Source organism: Variovorax sp. EBFNA2 (genome assembly GCF_033802765.1).
GTDB lineage: Bacteria > Pseudomonadota > Gammaproteobacteria > Burkholderiales > Burkholderiaceae_C > Variovorax > Variovorax paradoxus_H.
In genome coordinates, this window is the sequence record NZ_CP138496.1 from 1,560,382 (window position 1) to 1,576,237 (window position 15,856).

The following is a 15,856-nucleotide window of genomic DNA, read 5'->3' on the forward strand; positions in this document are numbered from 1 at the left end:
GTAGGGGTGGGGGCACGGCGGCGGTTGATGCACCGCGGCCTGTGCGAAGGCTGTCAGCCCCCCATCCCGGCCTTCCCCCGGAAGGGGAAGGAGAAAGTCAAAAGACCGGTCAGTCGATCTTGTCGGTCTCGAGCTTGAAGTCGCGCGTCTGGAAGCCCGACGCCGTGTTCGGGCCGTACCACTTGAGGAAGATCTTCTGCGCTTCGCCCGACTTCTCGAGCTCGCGCAGCGTGTCGTCCACCACGGCCTTCAGGCCGCTCTCGCCCTTCTTGATGCCGATGGCCAGCGACTCGGTGCTCAGGTTCTGCTTGAGCACCACGTACTGCGCCTTCTGCGGGCCCAGCTTGGCGTAGCTGCGCAGCAGCGCGGCCTCGTCGTCCACGTAGCCCACGCCCTTGCCCTGCTGCAGCGCCTGGAAGGCCTGCTGGCTGGTGTCGAAGGTCACGACCTCGGCGGTGGGCACGGCCTTGCGGATGTTGGGTTCCTGCGTGCCGCCGCGGATGGTCAGCACCTTCTTGCCGCCGAGCTGCGGCACGTCGGTGATGCCGCTGGTCTTCTTCACGACGGCCTTCTGGCCGGTGACGAAGGTGGTGAGCGAGAAGTCGATCTGCGCCTCGCGCTCCTTGTTGTGCGTGAGGCCGGCCGCCACCAGGTCCACGTGGCCCTGCTGCAGTTCGGGAATGCGCGCAGCCACGGCGATCTGCTTGAGCACCGGCTTCACGCCGATCTTTTTCGCGATCGCGTTCACCAGGTCGACCTCGTAGCCGACGATCTGGCGCGTCTTCGGATCGATGAAGGTGGCGGGCTCGTCGGTGCCGAGCACGCCGACCACGAGTTCGCCCTTTTTCTTGATGTCGGCGAGCTGGTCCGCGTGGGCGGCAACGCCGGTCAGCAGGGCGGAAGCGGCAAGGGCCGCGGCAAGCAGGGTGTGGCGCATGGTGGGGATCGTCCTCTCTCTAGAGTGAAATTCAGGCCGGAACCATATCAATAAAACCCAAGATTATTAAATCGTCAATCGACATATGCATATGGGGCTGATGAATCGGCCTGTTGCCGGCTGGGTTAAATTCGCGGCGCCGCGACGTGCCCCGCCGCCGTCCCCCCAATGTCTTACCGAGCGAGCTTTTCATGATCATCCAACCCCGCGTGCGCGGCTTCATCTGCGTCACCACCCATCCCGTGGGCTGCGAAGCCAATGTCCGGCAACAGATCGACTACGTCAAAGCCAGGCCCCCCATCGCGGGCGGCCCCAAGCGCGTGCTGGTGATCGGCGCCTCCACCGGCTACGGCCTGGCCGCGCGCATCACCGCGGCCTTCGGCTGCGGCGCCGACACGCTGGGCGTGTTCTTCGAACGCGCAGGCAGCGCGACCAAGCCCGGCTCGCCCGGCTGGTACAACACCGCCGCGTTCCACCGCGCCGCCAAGGCCGAAGGGCGCTACGCCAAGAGCATCAACGGCGACGGCTTTTCCGACGCGGTGAAGCAGCAGACCATCGAGACCATCCGCGCCGACCTCGGCCAGGTCGACCTCGTGGTCTACAGCCTGGCCGCGCCGCGCCGCACGCACCCGAAGACGGGGCAGGTCTTCAACTCCGTGCTCAAGCCCATCGGCAAGGCCGTGACGCTGCGCGGCCTGGACACCGACAGCGGGGCCGTGAAAGAGTCGGTGCTCGAGCCCGCCACGCAGGAAGAAATCGACAACACCGTGGCCGTCATGGGCGGCGAAGACTGGCAGATGTGGATCGACGCGCTGCAGCAGGCCGGCGTGCTGGCCGACGGCGCCAAGACCACGGCTTTCACCTACCTGGGCGAGCAGATCACCCACGACATCTACTGGAACGGCTCCATCGGTGCCGCCAAGAAGGATCTCGACGAGAAGGTGCTGGACATCCGCGCGCAGCTTGCCGCCAAGGGCGGCGACGCGCGCGTGTCGGTGCTGAAGGCGGTGGTCACGCAGGCCAGCTCGGCCATTCCGATGATGCCGCTGTACCTCTCGCTGCTGTTCAAGGTGATGAAGGCCGAAGGCACGCACGAGGGCTGCATCGAGCAGGTGCACGGCCTGTACGCGGACAGCCTGTACGGCGCCACGCCGCACCTGGACGACGAAGGCCGCCTGCGCGCCGACTACAAGGAACTGGCGCCGCAGGTGCAGGCGCGCGTGCAGGAACTCTGGCCGCAGGTGACTGGCGAGAACCTCAACGAGTTGACCGACTTCGCGGGCTACAAGACCGAGTTCCTGCGCCTGTTCGGCTTTGCCGTCGACGGCGTGGACTACACGGCCGACGTGAGCACGGATGTGGGCATTCCCGATCTGATCCAACTCTAGAGTGCCCCCGCAGGGATACTCGCTTTCATGCAGATTCAAGACAAACCGCCCGCCGGCACGCCCTTCGAGTGGATCGGCGGCGAGCCGAAGGTGGAGGCGCTGGTCGAGCGCTTCTACGACCTGATGGACCTCGAGCCGGCCTACGCGCAACTGCGCGCCGTGCACGGCACCGACCTCGACAACGCGCGCCAGCGCCTCTTCTGGTTCCTGTGCGGCTGGCTCGGCGGGCCCGCCCACTACACCGACCGCTTCGGCCACCCGATGCTGCGCGCGCGACACATGCCGCAGGCCATCGGCGGCCACAGCATCGGCATCAAGGAACGCGACCAGTGGCTGGCCTGCATGGACCAGGCGATGGGCGAGACCGGTGTGCCTGAAGACCTGCGCGCGAGGTTGCGCGACTCCTTCTTCAAAACCGCGGACTGGATGCGCAACCGCGGTGAGTGACCAGACAACGATTCCCGAAAGACTGTTCTCCATGAATTCCATCGTCATCATCGGCGGCGGTCACGCCGCGGCCCAGCTCTGCGCGGGGCTGGCGGAAGCCGGGCAGGGCGCGCGCGTGCACCTGGTCTGCGAAGAGGCCTGCGAGCCCTATCACCGCCCGCCGCTGTCGAAGGCCTTCCTCAAGAGCGCCGAAGAAACCACGCAGCCGCACAAGGCCACCGACTGGTACCGTGAAGCGGGCATCACGCTGCACCTGGGCGACGCCGCCGTGGCCATCGACCGCGAGGCGCACACCGTCACGCTGCGCTCGGGCGCGGTGCTGCCGTGGGAGCGCTTGGTGCTGGCCACCGGCACACGCGCACGTCAGATGCCTGACCTGCCGCAGGGTTTGGAGAACGTCGCAAGCCTGCGCGCCGCCGATGAGGCACATCGCCTGCGCACGCGGCTGGCGGATGCGCAGCAGGTCACGGTGCTGGGCGGTGGTTTCATCGGCCTCGAAGTGGCGGCCACCGCGCAGGCGCTGGGCAAGCGCGTGCAGGTGATCGAATGCGCGCCGCGCCTGCTCGGCCGCGCGGTGTCGCCCGAGCTGTCGGCGCACGTGCTGGCCACGCACCGCGCGGCCGGCATCGACATCGTGCTGGGCGCGCAGACCGGCGCCTTCGAAGTCGTGGGCGACCGGCTCGTGTCGGTTGAAGTCAACGGCACGAAGCAGCCGGTCGACCTGCTGCTGCTGGGCATCGGCGCCGTGCCAGAGACCGCGCTTGCGCAAGCGGTAGGCATCGAGTGCGCCGACGGCATCGTGGTCGACGCGCACATGCAGACCAGCGCGGCCGACGTGCTCGCGGTGGGCGATTGCACGCGCTTCCCCGACCGCCGCGCGGGCCGCGCGCTGCGGCTCGAATCGGTGCAGAACGCGAACGACCAGGCGCGCACGGCCGTGGCCACGCTGACCGGCGCCGCACGCGATCACGACGCGGTCGCGTGGTTCTGGTCCGACCAGGGCGGCCTGCGCCTGCAGATGGCGGGCCTCATGCCGGCCGAAGGCACGGCGGGCCTGGTGAGCGTGCGCCGCGCGGGGCCGAAGCCCGAGGCGTTCTCGCTGTTTCATTACGTCGATGGCCAGCTCGTGTGCGTCGAATCGGTGAACGCGCCGGTCGATCACATGATGAGCCGCAAGCTGCTCGAAGCGGGCCGCAGCCCCGCGCCGGAAGCGGTGGCGGATGCGGCGGTACCACTAAAGAATCACCTGGCCTGAACCTGGTGTAACTGCTGTCGCAAAGGCGCTGCACGACAGGCCCGGATTCACCGGTCTGTCACCCTGCTTTCGGAGACTGGCCTTCCTCATATCCGTAGGGAGACCTCTCGATGAACAACGCAGTGGCCGCGTCGCTTGCGCGCCTCGCCCCCATGTCCACCTGTGCCGCCGTTCTGGCCGCCGTGCTCACCGCCTGTGGCGGTGGCAACGGGGGCGGCACCGCCTTTCCGCCGATCGTTCCGCCCCCGGCTCCGGCGCCCGTGGCTGCCGGCACGCGCACCACGGTCGCGCTGCTCGAAACGACCGACCTGCACTTCAACGTTCGCAGCTACGACTACTTCAAGCTTGCCGAAGACAAGTCGTACGGCTACGAGCGCACCGCCACGCTCATCAACGCCGCGCGCAAGGAGTTCGCGAACACGATGCTGTTCGACAACGGCGACACCATCCAGGGCACCGCGCTGGCCGACTACGAGGCGCTGATCAGCCGCATCCCGTGCACGCAGCCGCTGTCGATGTACAAGGTGATGAACGCCACCGGCTACGACGCCGGCACGCTGGGCAACCACGAGTTCAACTACGGCCTGGACTTCCTCAACCAGGTGCTCGGTGGCGGCCTCGATGTCGAGGGCGTGGACGGCAGCAAGAAGTGCGCGGGCCCGAACTTCCCGATGGTCGTGGCCAACGTGCACAGCCTCAAGAGCGGCAAGCCGCTCGTGGCGCCGTACACCATCGTCACCAAGCAGTTCACCGCGACGGCGCCTGACGGCAAGAGCGTGACGGTGCCGGTGAAGGTCGGTGTGATCGGCTTCACCACGCCCGGCATCATGAACTGGGACAAGCGCTTTCTCGAAGGCAAGCTGCGCACCGAAGGCGCGGTCGAAGCCGCCAAGCGCTACGTGCCCGAGCTGCGCGAGAAGGGCGCCGACATCGTCGTCGCGCTGCAGCACGGCGGCCTCGACGGCTCGCCGTATTCGCCGACCATGGAAAGCCCGGGCCTGTACCTGTCGAAGGTGCCCGGCATCGACGTGCTGATGATGGGCCACCAGCACGGCCTGTTCCCCGACCGCGGCGCCAAGCCCGGCTACACGCAGGCGGGTGTCGACAACGCCGCCGGCACCGTCAATGGCGTGCCGGCCGTGATGCCCAGCTCGTGGGGAAAGGCGCTGGGGCTCGTGAAGCTCGAGCTCGTGTGGGACGGCAAGGCCTGGGGCGTGGACAAGAGCAAGACGCTGGTCGAGGCGCGCTCCACGCAAACCGGCAAGGACGGCGCAGGCAAGGCCGTGTACGTCGATGCCGACCCGAGCGTGGCGCCGCTGGTCGACACGCAGCATCAGGCCGCGATCGACTACGTGAAGACGCCCATCGGCACCACAGACTTCCGCATGAACACCTTCTTCGCCGACGTGGGCGACCCGGGCGCGATCCAGATCGTGAACCAGGCGCAGACCGATTACGTGAAGACCTATATCCAGGCCAACCTGCCGCAGTACGCGAGCCTGCCGGTGCTGTCGGTGAGCGCGCCCTTCAAGTCGGGCTTCGAGGGCGGGCGCGACTACACCGACGTGGCCGTGGGCAACCTCGCGATCTTCAGCGCCGCCGACCTGTACCTGTACCCGAACACGGTGTACGCGGTGAAGGTGACGGGCGCCGAGATCAAGGGCTGGCTCGAAGCCGCGGCCAAGCGCTTCAACACCATCGACCCGGCGCTGACGACCGACCAGCCGCTGATCAGCACGTTCCCGGGCTACAACTTCGACATGTTCACCACGCCCGACATGCAGTACGAGATCGACGTGACGCAGGCCGTGGGCAGCCGCATCAAGAACCTCATGTACCTGGGCGCGCCCATCGACGCGGCGAAGGAGTTCGTCATTGCGACGAACAACTACCGCGCGACCAGCGGTGCGAGCTTCATTCCGGCGCTGGACGGACGCGCGACGATCTACGCCTCGCCCGATGCGAACCGCGACGTGCTGATCGCGTACATCAAGGCGAAGAAGACCATCACGCGCGCGGCCAACGGCGCGGCGCGCAGCTGGCGCTTCACCAAGGTGACGACGGCGGGGAATGTGACGATCACGTCGGGGCAGGGGCAATTGAGCGCGGCGACGGATGCGGGGCTGACGAACATCTCGCTGCTGACGGCGGATGACAACAGCGGCAAGGGGCGCTCGGTCTACAAGGTCGATCTGAGCAAGTGACCTGAGTTTCTCCCTCCCCCGCTGGGGGAGGGCAGGGGTGGGGGCTCGCGGCCTCCAACGCCGCGCAGCCTCGAAGGCCGCGTGCCCCCATCCCAACCTTCCCCCGGAAGGGGAAGGAGCAAGACACGCAATTCAGCGCCGCACGGGCGCCAACAGCACCACCAGCGCCCCGGCCCCACCCTCCGCCGGCTTCGCCTGCACGAACGCAATCACCTCGTTCTTCTGGATCAACCAGCGCTGCGTCTTGGTCTTGAGCACCGGCTGCTTGCCGGGCGAGCCCAGGCCCTTGCCATGCACCACGCGCACGCAGCGCAGCCCCTGCTTGTGGGCATTGCGGATGAAACCACCCAGTGCCTCGCGCGCCTCGTCGCTGCGCAGGCCGTGCAGGTCGACCTGCGCCTGGATCGACCAGTCGCCCTTGCGCAGCCGCGCCGTGATCTCGGTGCCGATGCCGGGGCGGCGAAAGCTCATGGCGTCGTCGACGTCGAGCAGCGTGGTCACGTCGAACTCGTCGGACAGCGACTCGCGCAGCACGCGCTGCTCGTCGAGTTGGTGCTGAAACGGAATGGGCGCGGGCGGCTCGGGCGCGAGCGGCACCGAGGCCTTGCGGCGCAGCGGCTCGGTGGCGCCGATGGCGCGCGTGAACAGGTCCTTCTCGGCGGCGCGCTTGCGCTCGGCCGCGGCGCGCGCGGAGGCCTCGGCGGCTTCGCGCTCGCGGGTTTCAGCGAGCACGCGCTGCACCTGCTTGAGGTCGGCGAGGGTTTTCAGGGCAGGAGGACGGGAAGATGAAGCCATCAGATCAGTCCCCGTTCCGCCATCGAGAAGCTCTGGCCCGGGCTCACGATGACGTGGTCGAGCACGCGCACGTCGACCAGCGCCAGCGCGGCGCGCAAGGTTTGCGTGAGCGATTCGTCGGCGCGCGAGGGCTCGATGCTGCCGCTCGGGTGGTTGTGGGCCAGCACCACGGCCGCAGCCTTGTGGTGCAGCGCGCGGGTGACGACCTCGCGCGGGTAGACGCTGGTCTGCGTGAGCGTGCCGCGAAACAGTTCTTCGAGCGTGAGCAGGCGGTGCTGCACGTCGAGAAAGAGCACCGCGAACACCTCGTGCGGGCGCGAGCCGATGTGCAGCTGCAGGTACTGCTTGACCGCCTCGGGCGAGTCGAACACCGTGCGCTCCTTCAGGCGCTCGCCCATGGCGCGGCGCGCCAGCTCGAGCACCGCCATGAGTTCGGAGCGCTTGGCGCTGCCGCCCATGCCCTTGACCTCTTTGAGGTCGTCGGGGGCGGTGTGCAGCAGCCCCGACAGGCCGCCGAAGCGTTCGAGCAGTTGCTGGGCCAGCTGGAGCACATTGCTGCCCGCGACGCCGGTGCGCAGCAGCAGCGCCAGCAGCTCGGCGTCGGCCAGCGCGGCGGCGCCCCGCGCCATGAGCTTTTCGCGCGGGCGGGCGTCGAGAGGGAGATCCTTGAATGCCATGAAACCCTGCTGAAACCTTGGCCGAGGCGAGATGTTGCCCCGATCCTTAAAATGAGGGTCAGTTTATCGGGACACCTCCCTCCTCTTTGCCCACCTTTGCTGCACCCATGTCCCAAGTTGTGACTTCCGGCTCCTTCCTGACCCTGCACTACCGGCTGGCCGGTCCGGCGGGCGACATCATCAACACCTTCGCCGACAAGCCCGCCACGCTGTCGCTCGGCACCGGCGAGCTTTCGCCCGCCATGGAGCAGCGCCTGATGGGCATGGAAGAGGGCGCGCACGCCACCTTCGAGCTGCCCGCCGGCGAGGCCTTCGGCGAGCGCAACCCCGACATGCAGCAATGGGTGGCGCGCAAGCTGCTGGCCCAGATGGGCGACCCCGACGAGCAGTACGCCGTCGGCGACGTGGTGCAATTCCCCACGCCCGACGGCTCGGGCAGCTACGCGGGCGCGGTCGTCGAGTCGAACGAGACCGGCGTGCGTTTCGACTTCAACCATCCGCTCGCCGGCCAACCGGTCACTTTCGAAGTGAAGCTGATCGGCGTGCTATGAACCCCAGCATCGAAGAAGTCCTCCTGGCCGAGCCGCGCGGTTTCTGCGCCGGCGTGGACCGCGCCATCGAGATCGTCGAGCGCGCCCTCGCCAAGTTCGGCGCGCCGATCTACGTGCGCCACGAGATCGTGCACAACACCTACGTGGTGAACGAGCTCAAGGCCAAGGGCGCGATCTTCATCGAAGAGCTGTCCGATGTGCCGCCCGGCTCCACGCTGGTGTTCAGCGCGCACGGCGTGAGCAAGGCCGTGGAACAAGAGGCGCGCGACCGCGGCTTCTCGATCTTCGACGCCACCTGCCCGCTCGTGACCAAGGTGCACGTCGAGGTGGCCAAGCTCGCGAAAGAGGGCTACGAATTCATCATGATCGGCCACAAGGGCCACCCCGAGGTCGAAGGCACGATGGGTCAGCTGTCGAGCGGCATCCACCTCGTGGAAGACGTGGCCGACGTGGCCAACGCCGCGCCGCTGCAGACCGAGAAGCTCGCCGTCGTCACGCAGACCACGCTCAGCGTGGACGACGCCGCAGAGATCGCCGCCGCCGTGCGCGCGCGCTTTCCGAACGTGCGCGAGCCCAAGCAGCAGGACATCTGCTACGCCACCCAGAACCGCCAGGACGCGGTGAAGATCATGAGCCCGCAGGTCGACCTCGTGATCGTGGTCGGCAGCCCCACCAGCTCCAACAGCAACCGCCTGCGCGAATTGGCGCAGCGCCTGGGCACCGAAAGCTACATGGTCGATTCGGCCGACGAGCTCAAGCCCGAGTGGTTCGAAGGCAAGTCGCGCGTGGGCCTCACGGCTGGGGCGTCGGCGCCCGAGGTGCTGGTGCACGAGGTGATCGAGCGCGTGCGCGCGTTCGGCGCCGTGTCGGTGCGCAAGATGGACGGCATCGAAGAAACCATCAAGTTCCCGCTTCCCAAGGGCCTCAAGCTCGACGACATTCCGCCCCCCGGGCACATCTCCTGAATCCCATGACAAACACCCACTGGCGCTCCGACATCGAAAGCGCCTCCCGCAGGCTGGGCGAACGCGCCGGCCACTTTCTGCGTGAAACGCCGCTGTGGAAGCTGCCGGCCGCCGCCGTCGGCGTGACCGCGCCGGGCGCCGAAGTCTGGCTCAAGCTCGAGCACATGCAGGTCAGCGGCAGCTTCAAGGCCCGCGGCATGATGAACCGGCTGCTGGCCAACGACATCCCCGCCGCGGGCGTGATCGTCGCCTCGGGCGGCAACGCCGGCATCGCCACCGCCGCGGCCGCCAAGGCGCTGGGCGTGCCCTGCCAGGTGTTCCTGCCGGGCGTCTCGCCCGAAGCCAAGCGCGCGCGCCTGCGGGCGCTGGGCGCCGAAGTGGTCGTGGTCGGCGAGCTGTACCCCGACGCCCTGGCCGCCTGCCTGACGCGCCAGAAGGAAACGGGCGCCTTGCTCACCCACGCCTACGATCAGCCCGAAGTGGTGGCCGGCGCCGGCACGCTCGGCCGCGAGATCGAGGCGCAGGGCGGACTGCCCGACGCCGTGCTCGTGAGTGTGGGCGGCGGCGGCCTCATCGGCGGCCTCGCCGGCTGGTTCGAGCAGCGCGCCCGCGTGGTCGCGCTCGAGCCCGAGAAGGCCCCGACGCTGTTCCGCGCCCGCGAGGCCGGCGAGCCCGTCGACGTGGACGTTGGCGGCGTGGCAGCCGATTCGCTCGGCGCGCGCCGCATCGGCGCCATCGCCTGGGAGATCACGCAGCAGCAGGTGCGCGATGCGCTGCTGCTGTCCGACGACGCCATCCGCGCCGCCCAGCAGTGGCTGTGGAAAGAGCTGAAGCTCGCCGTGGAACCGGCCGCCGCGCTGCCATTGGCCGCGCTGCAGACCGGCGCCTACGTGCCGCGCGAGGGCGAGAAGGTGTGCCTGATCATCTGCGGGGCGAACGTCGATCCGGCCACGGTCGCCTGAGTCGTCGCAGGCGTGCGAGCGGGGAGGGCGGGCACGGGCCGGGCGCCCACCTAAAATCTCCCCATGCTCGACATCACCCTGCTCCGCAAAGACCTGGCCTCCGCTGTGGCCGGCCTCGAAAAACGCAAGAAGAACCAGCCTTACCTCGACGTCTCGGCGTTCAGCGCGCTCGAGGCCGAGCGCAAGACGCTGCAGACCCGCACCGAGGAAATCCAGGCGCGCCGCAACACGCTGAACAAGCAGATCGGTCCGCTGAAGGCCAAGGGCGAGTCGGTCGACGTGCTCATGGCCGAGGTCAACGCGCTCAAGGCCGAGCAGGAATCGCAGTCCAAGCGCCTCGAAGAAATCCAGCCCGAGTTGCACGCGCTGCTGCTCGCCGTGCCCAACCTGCCGCACGCCAGCGTGCCGCTCGGGGAAGACGAAGCCGGCAACGTCGAGATGCGCCGCTGGGCCCCGAAGGGTGGCGCCGGCGCCAACGCCACGCCGCTGACCTTCGCGCCCAAGGACCACGTCGACCTCGGCGCACCGCTGGGGCTCGATTTCGAGATGGGCGCCAAGCTCTCGGGCTCGCGCTTCTCCGTCATGAAGGGCCCGATCGCCCGCCTGCACCGCGCGCTGGCCCAGTTCATGGTCGACCTTCAGACCGAACAGCACGGCTACACCGAGTGCTACGTGCCCTACATCGTCAATGCCGCCACGCTCAGCGGCACCGGCCAACTGCCCAAGTTCGAAGGCGACCTGTTCGCCGCCAAGAAGGGCGGCCAGGACGGCGAGGCTGCGCCCGACCATTCGGCGCTGTACCTCATCCCGACCAGCGAAGTGCCGCTGACCAACTTCGTGCGCGACGAGGTCGTGCCCGAGGCGCAACTGCCGATCAAGCTCACCGCCCACACGCCTTGCTTCCGCTCGGAAGCCGGCAGCGCCGGTCGGGACACGCGCGGCATGATCCGCCAGCACCAGTTCGACAAGGTCGAGATGGTGCAGGTCGTGCACCCCGAGAAGAGCTACGACGCGCTCGAGCAGATGGCCGGCCACGCCGAAGCCGTGCTGCAGGCGCTGGAGCTGCCGTACCGCGTGGTGCTGCTGTGCACCGGCGACATGGGCTTCACCGCCGCCAAGACCTACGACCTCGAGGTGTGGCTGCCCGCGCAGAACACCTACCGCGAGATCAGCTCGGTGTCGAACTGCGAAGCCTTCCAGGCGCGCCGCCTGCAGGCCCGTTTCAAGAACGCCCAGGGCAAGAACGAGCTGGTGCACACCCTCAACGGCTCCGGCCTGGCCGTGGGCCGCGCGCTCGTCGCCGTGCTGGAGAACCACCAGAACGAAGACGGCTCGGTCAACGTGCCGGCGGCGTTGCGTCCGTACCTCGGCGGCCTTGAAGTTTTGCGCGGTTGAGATTCAAAGCGTCAAAAGTCAGATTTTTCTGGCTATAATCTGAGGCTCGACAGCACCGGAGAGGTGGCAGAGTGGTCGAATGTACCTGACTCGAAATCAGGCGTACTAGCGATAGTACCGAGGGTTCGAATCCCTCCCTCTCCTCCAAGAATGGCCCCGCAAGGGGCTATTTTTTTGCCTGTTCGTTACGGAACAACGCCTCGCGGGGCGAAGGCTGCGGCCCATCTCGCCCCGTGTCTGCGTCGAAAAGACGGGGCCGCCAACGGCAGCGGCCCGAAGGAAATCACTCCGCCACGATGCCCGCGGTCTTGATGATCTGGCCCCAGCGTTCCAGCTCGGCCTGCTGGAACTTGTCCAGCTCCTCAGGGCTCGACAGCGACACCTCCATGCCCGCCTGCTCGGCCGCGTTGCGCACGGCGGGCGCCTTCATCGCGGCCTGCATCAACGCGTTCAGACGGCTCACGACGGGTGCCGGCGTGCCTGCGGGTGCATAGAGCGCGTTCCAGTAGCCGAACTCATAGCCCTTGATCGACTCGGCGACCGTGGGCGTGCCCGGCACGAGCGACAGGCGCTTCGGGCTGGTCAGGCCCAGCGCGCGCAGCTTGCCGGCCTTGACCTGCGGCAAGGTCGTGGCGAGGTCGGCAATCATCAGGTCGGTCTGGCCTGCCACGAGATCGATCACGGCCGGCGGGTTGGCCTTGTAGGGCACGTAGTTGAACTTGGTCCCCGTCATCTGCTGGAACAGCTCGGTGGCGACCTGCGCGGACGAGCTGCCCGAGCCGTAGTTGAGCTTGCCCGGCGACGCCTTGGCCAGCGCAATCAACTCCGCCACGCTGTTCGCCTTGACCTGCGGATTCACCACCAGCAACTGATAGCCCTTGGCCAGCAAGGCGACGGGCGCGAAGTCCTTGATGGGGTCGTACGAGAGCTTCTTCTGCAGGTGCGGGTTGGCGGCCTGCGTGGTGTTGGTGGTCATGAACACGGTGTAGCCGTCGGGCTGCGCGCGCGATGCGAACTGCGCGGCAATGCCGCCGAAGGCGCCGGGCCGGTTGTCGACGATCACCGACTGGCCGGTCGCCTTCGTCACCTCCTGCGCCACGGCACGTGCCAGACCGTCGGTGGCGCTGCCGGCACTCGAGCCCACGACGATGGTGAGCGGGCGTGCAGGAAATTCCTGGGCGATGGCGGCAGCGCCGTTCAACGAAAGAAGGGCGGCGAGAGCGAGCAGAGATCGGCGGTTCATGGTTTGTCTTTGATAGTTGTGGGAAAGCTTCGAACAGCGGCGCCGCGTCGGCACCGCGAGGGGAACGGTCAGCGCAGCAGGTTCCAGCCCGCCATCAGCGCATGCAGCTGCCGCTGCTGGCTGTCCGACAGGGGCCACGCCGAAGGCGCGCGCGCCGCGCCGCAGTCGTTGCCCATCATCTGCAGCGCGGTCTTCACCACGGTCACGTTGGTGCCGTTGTTTTCCTGGGCGCGCAGCTCTTCGAAGGGCAGCATCTCTTCGATCAGCCGCATGGCCTGCGGATAGTCGGCCGCCTCCAGCGCTTGGTAGATGGCGACCGAGCGTTCTGGCCGCACGTTGATGAGGCCCGACGTGAAGCCGCGCGCACCCACCGCATACAGCGGCGGCGCCCAGACTTCCGCCAGGCCGCCGACCCAGGCCAGCCCGAGATCGGCCGTGCGGCGCATGGCTTCGGCGAGCACCAGCGGCGTGGGCGACGCCCACTTCACGCCGACGATCTGCGGGATGCGGCAGAGTTCTTCGATCGCGGCCAGGCCGATGGCCTCGTTGCGCAGGTAGAGGACGAGCGGCAGGCCGTCGGCCGCGTCGGCGATCTGGCGCAGGTAGGCGACCACGCCGCGCGGTGCCACGAACGGATCGGGCGGCTGGTGAACCATCAAGGCATCGGCACCGGCCTTGCGCGAGGCGCGGGCCAGCGCGCAGGCTTCGTGCACGCTGCGGCCCACGCCGGCCAGGAGCGGCGCGCGCCCGCCGATGCATTCGGCGGCGGCATGCACCATCTGCTCGGCTTCATGCGCCTGCAGACCATAGAACTCGCTCGTGTTGCCGTTGGCCACGAGCACGTGCACGCCGGCATCGATCGCGCGGTCGACCACGACGTTCAGGCGCGAAGGCGCGAGCGTGTCGTCGGCATCGAAGGGCGTGATCAGGATGCCCGAAATGCCGTGGAGCGCAGCGCGCAGCGCGGCGCCGTGAAAGTGACTCATCTGGTTGTCCCGAAGTGGAGTGGCGGAGAAAACGGCTACTCTAGAAGTCACCTGAAGCAGCGTCCAATCCATACACGGGATGCTGCAATCCAAGAATTGAATCGCCGTGTTCCAGCTGACCCAACTCCGATGCTTTGTGGCCGTGGCCACCGAACTTCACTTCGGACGTGCGGCCGTCTCGCTGAACATGACCCAGCCGCCCCTCACACGTCAGATCCAGCTGCTGGAGCACGAACTCGGCGTGCTGCTGCTCGAGCGCTCGGGCGGCAACGTGCGGCTCACGCCCGCGGGCGTCGTGTTCCTGCGCGAGGCCGAAGACATCCTGCGCCGCAGCCAGTCGGCCGCGCTCGCCGCGCGCCGTGCAATGCGCGCCGATGCCGGCTGCGTGACGATGGGCTTCATTCCCGCGGCGAGCTTCACGCTGCTGCCGCAGCTGCTGGCGTCAGTGCAGGCGCAACTGCCCGATGTGCAGATCGTGTTGCGCGAGATGCAGACGCTCGACCAGCTCGAGGCGATCGGCACCGACCGCATCGAGCTGGGCATCGTGCGGCCGTTTGCCCCGCGCAGCTTTGCCGAATCGGCCGCGATCTTTCGCGAGCCCTTCGTGCTCGCGATGCCCAGCGAGCACCGCCTGGCCGAGCAGGCGTGCATGCGCCTGTCGGACCTGGAAGGCGAGGCCTTCATCCAGTTCTGCCCGTCCGAATCGCGCTACCTCTACGAGCTGATTGCGGGCCGGCTGCGCGCGCAAGGTGTCGCGCCGGAAACGGTGCAGACCTTGAGCCACACGCATTCGATCCTGGCGCTCGTGGATGCGGGCGTGGGCGTGGCGCTGGTGCCGCGCTCGGCGCAGAAGCTGGGCTACGCGGGCGTGCGCTTCAGGCCGCTGGACGAGGTCGACAGCTTCGATGTCGAGGTCCACCTGGCCTGGCGCCGCCGGGGCCGCCAGGGCGTGGCGGATGCGGTGCGCCTGCTGATTCAAGAGGCGTACCCGGTGCCGGCCAAGGCCTAGGGCTTATGTACGCTCAATCGAGCGTGATGTTCATCGCTTTCACGTCGCGGCCCCAGCGCGTGAGTTCGCGGTCGATCTGCGCGGCAAAAGCCTTGGGCTCGCTGGTGACCGGCTCCACGCCCTGCATCTCGAACTGCGCCCGCACTTCGGGCTTGTGGATGATCTTGTGCACCTCGCGCGCCAGGCGTTCGACGATGGCCGGGTCGGTGCCGCCCGTGGTGAAGAGGCCATACCACGAGGTGAAGGCGTAGCCCGGCAGGCCGGCCTCGGCGACGGTGGGCACGTCGGGCAGGGACTTCACGCGCTGCTTGCTGGTCACGGCCAGGATGCGGGTCTGGCCTGTCTTGGCCGACACGATGGCGGGCGGAATGCCCGAGAAAATCGCCTGCACCTGGCCGCCGGCCACGTCGGTGAGGGCCTGGCTGTTGCCCTTGTACGGGATGTGCACGATGTTCACGTTGGCCTGCTGCGCGAACAGCGCGCCCGCCAGGTGCAAGGTCGAGCCGGTGCCCGACGACGCGTAGTTGATGAGCCCCGGCTCCTTGCGCGCGGCCTCGATGAAGGCCTTCACGTTCTTGTACGGCAGCTTCGCGTTGACGAGCAGCGCGTTGCCCGACTCGGCCACCAGCGAGACGGGCGCGAGATCTTTGCGCGGATCGAAGCTGAGGCTCTTGGCCAGCACCGGCGCAATCGTGTTGCCGCCGATGGAACCCAGCAGCAGCGTGTGGCCGTTCTTCGGTGCCTTGGCGACGAACTCGCCGGCGATGAGGCCGCCGGCGCCCGCGCGGTTTTCGACCACCACGGTCTGCCCCAGGCTCTGCTGCAGTTCCTTGGCGAGGATGCGCGCCAGGATGTCGTTGCCGCCGCCGGGCGCAAAGCCGACGATCATCTTCAGCGGCTGCGTGGGCCAGGCCTCGGCGGCAGTGGCAGCGCCCGCCAGGCCCATGGCGCCGGCGAGCAGGGCGAGAGTGAAGGTGCGGGCAGCGAACAGTCGGCGGGTGGGATGCGTGGTCAAGGGGAAGTCCGGAAACAGGGAAGGGCG

Annotated in this window: 15 protein-coding genes and 1 tRNA gene; 10 read left to right on the forward strand and 6 right to left on the reverse strand. The window is 68.0% G+C overall.

Translation table 11 applies throughout. The annotated features are described in order from the left end of the window. Positions 1-109 precede the first annotated feature (109 nt). A complete protein-coding gene (locus RZE79_RS07110) occupies positions 110-937 on the reverse strand; it encodes an ABC transporter substrate-binding protein (protein WP_319359577.1) in 828 nt (275 codons plus the stop codon). 191 nt (positions 938-1,128) lie between these two features. On the opposite strand from RZE79_RS07110, the gene fabV reads away from it, so the two are divergent. The 4 genes from fabV (at position 1,129) to RZE79_RS07130 (ending at position 6,231) form a co-directional block, all read left to right on the forward strand. Continuing rightward, positions 1,129-2,325: an enoyl-ACP reductase FabV gene (gene fabV, locus RZE79_RS07115; RefSeq protein ID WP_319359578.1), complete on the forward strand. Its 1,197-nt coding sequence runs from the start codon at positions 1,129-1,131 to the stop codon at positions 2,323-2,325. Positions 2,326-2,352: 27 nt separating this feature from the next. Continuing rightward, positions 2,353-2,772, forward strand: a complete 420-nt coding sequence (locus tag RZE79_RS07120) for a group II truncated hemoglobin (RefSeq protein WP_099792083.1) — start codon at positions 2,353-2,355, stop codon at positions 2,770-2,772. Positions 2,773-2,803: 31 nt separating this feature from the next. Next, positions 2,804-4,027: an FAD-dependent oxidoreductase gene (locus RZE79_RS07125; RefSeq protein WP_319359579.1), complete on the forward strand. Its 1,224-nt coding sequence runs from the start codon at positions 2,804-2,806 to the stop codon at positions 4,025-4,027. Positions 4,028-4,137: 110 nt separating this feature from the next. Beyond that, a complete protein-coding gene (locus tag RZE79_RS07130; RefSeq protein ID WP_319359580.1) occupies positions 4,138-6,231 on the forward strand; it encodes a bifunctional 2',3'-cyclic-nucleotide 2'-phosphodiesterase/3'-nucleotidase in 2,094 nt (697 codons plus the stop codon). Positions 6,232-6,363: 132 nt separating this feature from the next. Here the strand turns inward: RZE79_RS07130 and RZE79_RS07135 are convergent, their stop codons facing one another. Together RZE79_RS07135 and radC are read right to left on the reverse strand one after the other, a co-directional pair. Continuing rightward, positions 6,364-7,026 carry a Smr/MutS family protein gene (locus tag RZE79_RS07135; protein WP_319359581.1) on the reverse strand — a complete coding sequence of 221 codons (663 nt, stop codon included), beginning with the start codon at positions 7,024-7,026 and terminating at the stop codon, positions 6,364-6,366. After that, a complete protein-coding gene (gene radC, locus RZE79_RS07140) occupies positions 7,026-7,703 on the reverse strand; it encodes a DNA repair protein RadC (RefSeq protein WP_319359582.1) in 678 nt (225 codons plus the stop codon). The genes RZE79_RS07135 and radC overlap by 1 nt, the downstream gene beginning before the upstream one ends. 107 nt (positions 7,704-7,810) lie before the next feature. Between radC and RZE79_RS07145 the strand changes: the two genes are divergently transcribed. From RZE79_RS07145 to RZE79_RS07165, 5 genes are all read left to right on the forward strand, one after another. Beyond that, complete coding sequence (locus RZE79_RS07145) at positions 7,811-8,254, forward strand: peptidylprolyl isomerase (RefSeq protein ID WP_062469447.1); 444 nt, start codon at positions 7,811-7,813, stop codon at positions 8,252-8,254. After that, entirely contained in the window at positions 8,251-9,219 is a 969-nt protein-coding gene (ispH, locus tag RZE79_RS07150) for a 4-hydroxy-3-methylbut-2-enyl diphosphate reductase (RefSeq protein ID WP_319359583.1), read from the forward strand. The genes RZE79_RS07145 and ispH overlap by 4 nt, the downstream gene beginning before the upstream one ends. 5 nt (positions 9,220-9,224) lie before the next feature. Then, a complete protein-coding gene (locus tag RZE79_RS07155; protein WP_319359584.1) occupies positions 9,225-10,181 on the forward strand; it encodes a threonine/serine dehydratase in 957 nt (318 codons plus the stop codon). 63 nt (positions 10,182-10,244) lie between these two features. Beyond that, complete coding sequence (gene serS, locus RZE79_RS07160) at positions 10,245-11,576, forward strand: serine--tRNA ligase (protein ID WP_319359585.1); 1,332 nt, start codon at positions 10,245-10,247, stop codon at positions 11,574-11,576. Between the two features lie 57 nt (positions 11,577-11,633). Next, a tRNA-Ser gene (locus RZE79_RS07165) sits at positions 11,634-11,723 on the forward strand. Between the two features lie 136 nt (positions 11,724-11,859). Here RZE79_RS07165 and RZE79_RS07170 read toward each other — a convergent pair. Next, a complete protein-coding gene (locus RZE79_RS07170; protein ID WP_319359586.1) occupies positions 11,860-12,819 on the reverse strand; it encodes a tripartite tricarboxylate transporter substrate binding protein in 960 nt (319 codons plus the stop codon). Between the two features lie 68 nt (positions 12,820-12,887). Then, positions 12,888-13,805 (reverse strand): dihydrodipicolinate synthase family protein, encoded by a 918-nt coding sequence (locus RZE79_RS07175; protein WP_319359587.1) that lies wholly within the window; start codon positions 13,803-13,805, stop codon positions 12,888-12,890. A gap of 106 nt (positions 13,806-13,911) precedes the next feature. Between RZE79_RS07175 and RZE79_RS07180 the strand changes: the two genes are divergently transcribed. Further along, a complete protein-coding gene (locus RZE79_RS07180; RefSeq protein ID WP_319359588.1) occupies positions 13,912-14,814 on the forward strand; it encodes a LysR family transcriptional regulator in 903 nt (300 codons plus the stop codon). Positions 14,815-14,827: 13 nt separating this feature from the next. Here RZE79_RS07180 and RZE79_RS07185 read toward each other — a convergent pair whose 3' ends face one another. Continuing rightward, positions 14,828-15,829: a tripartite tricarboxylate transporter substrate binding protein gene (locus RZE79_RS07185; RefSeq protein WP_319359589.1), complete on the reverse strand. Its 1,002-nt coding sequence runs from the start codon at positions 15,827-15,829 to the stop codon at positions 14,828-14,830. Positions 15,830-15,856: the final 27 nt, after the last annotated feature.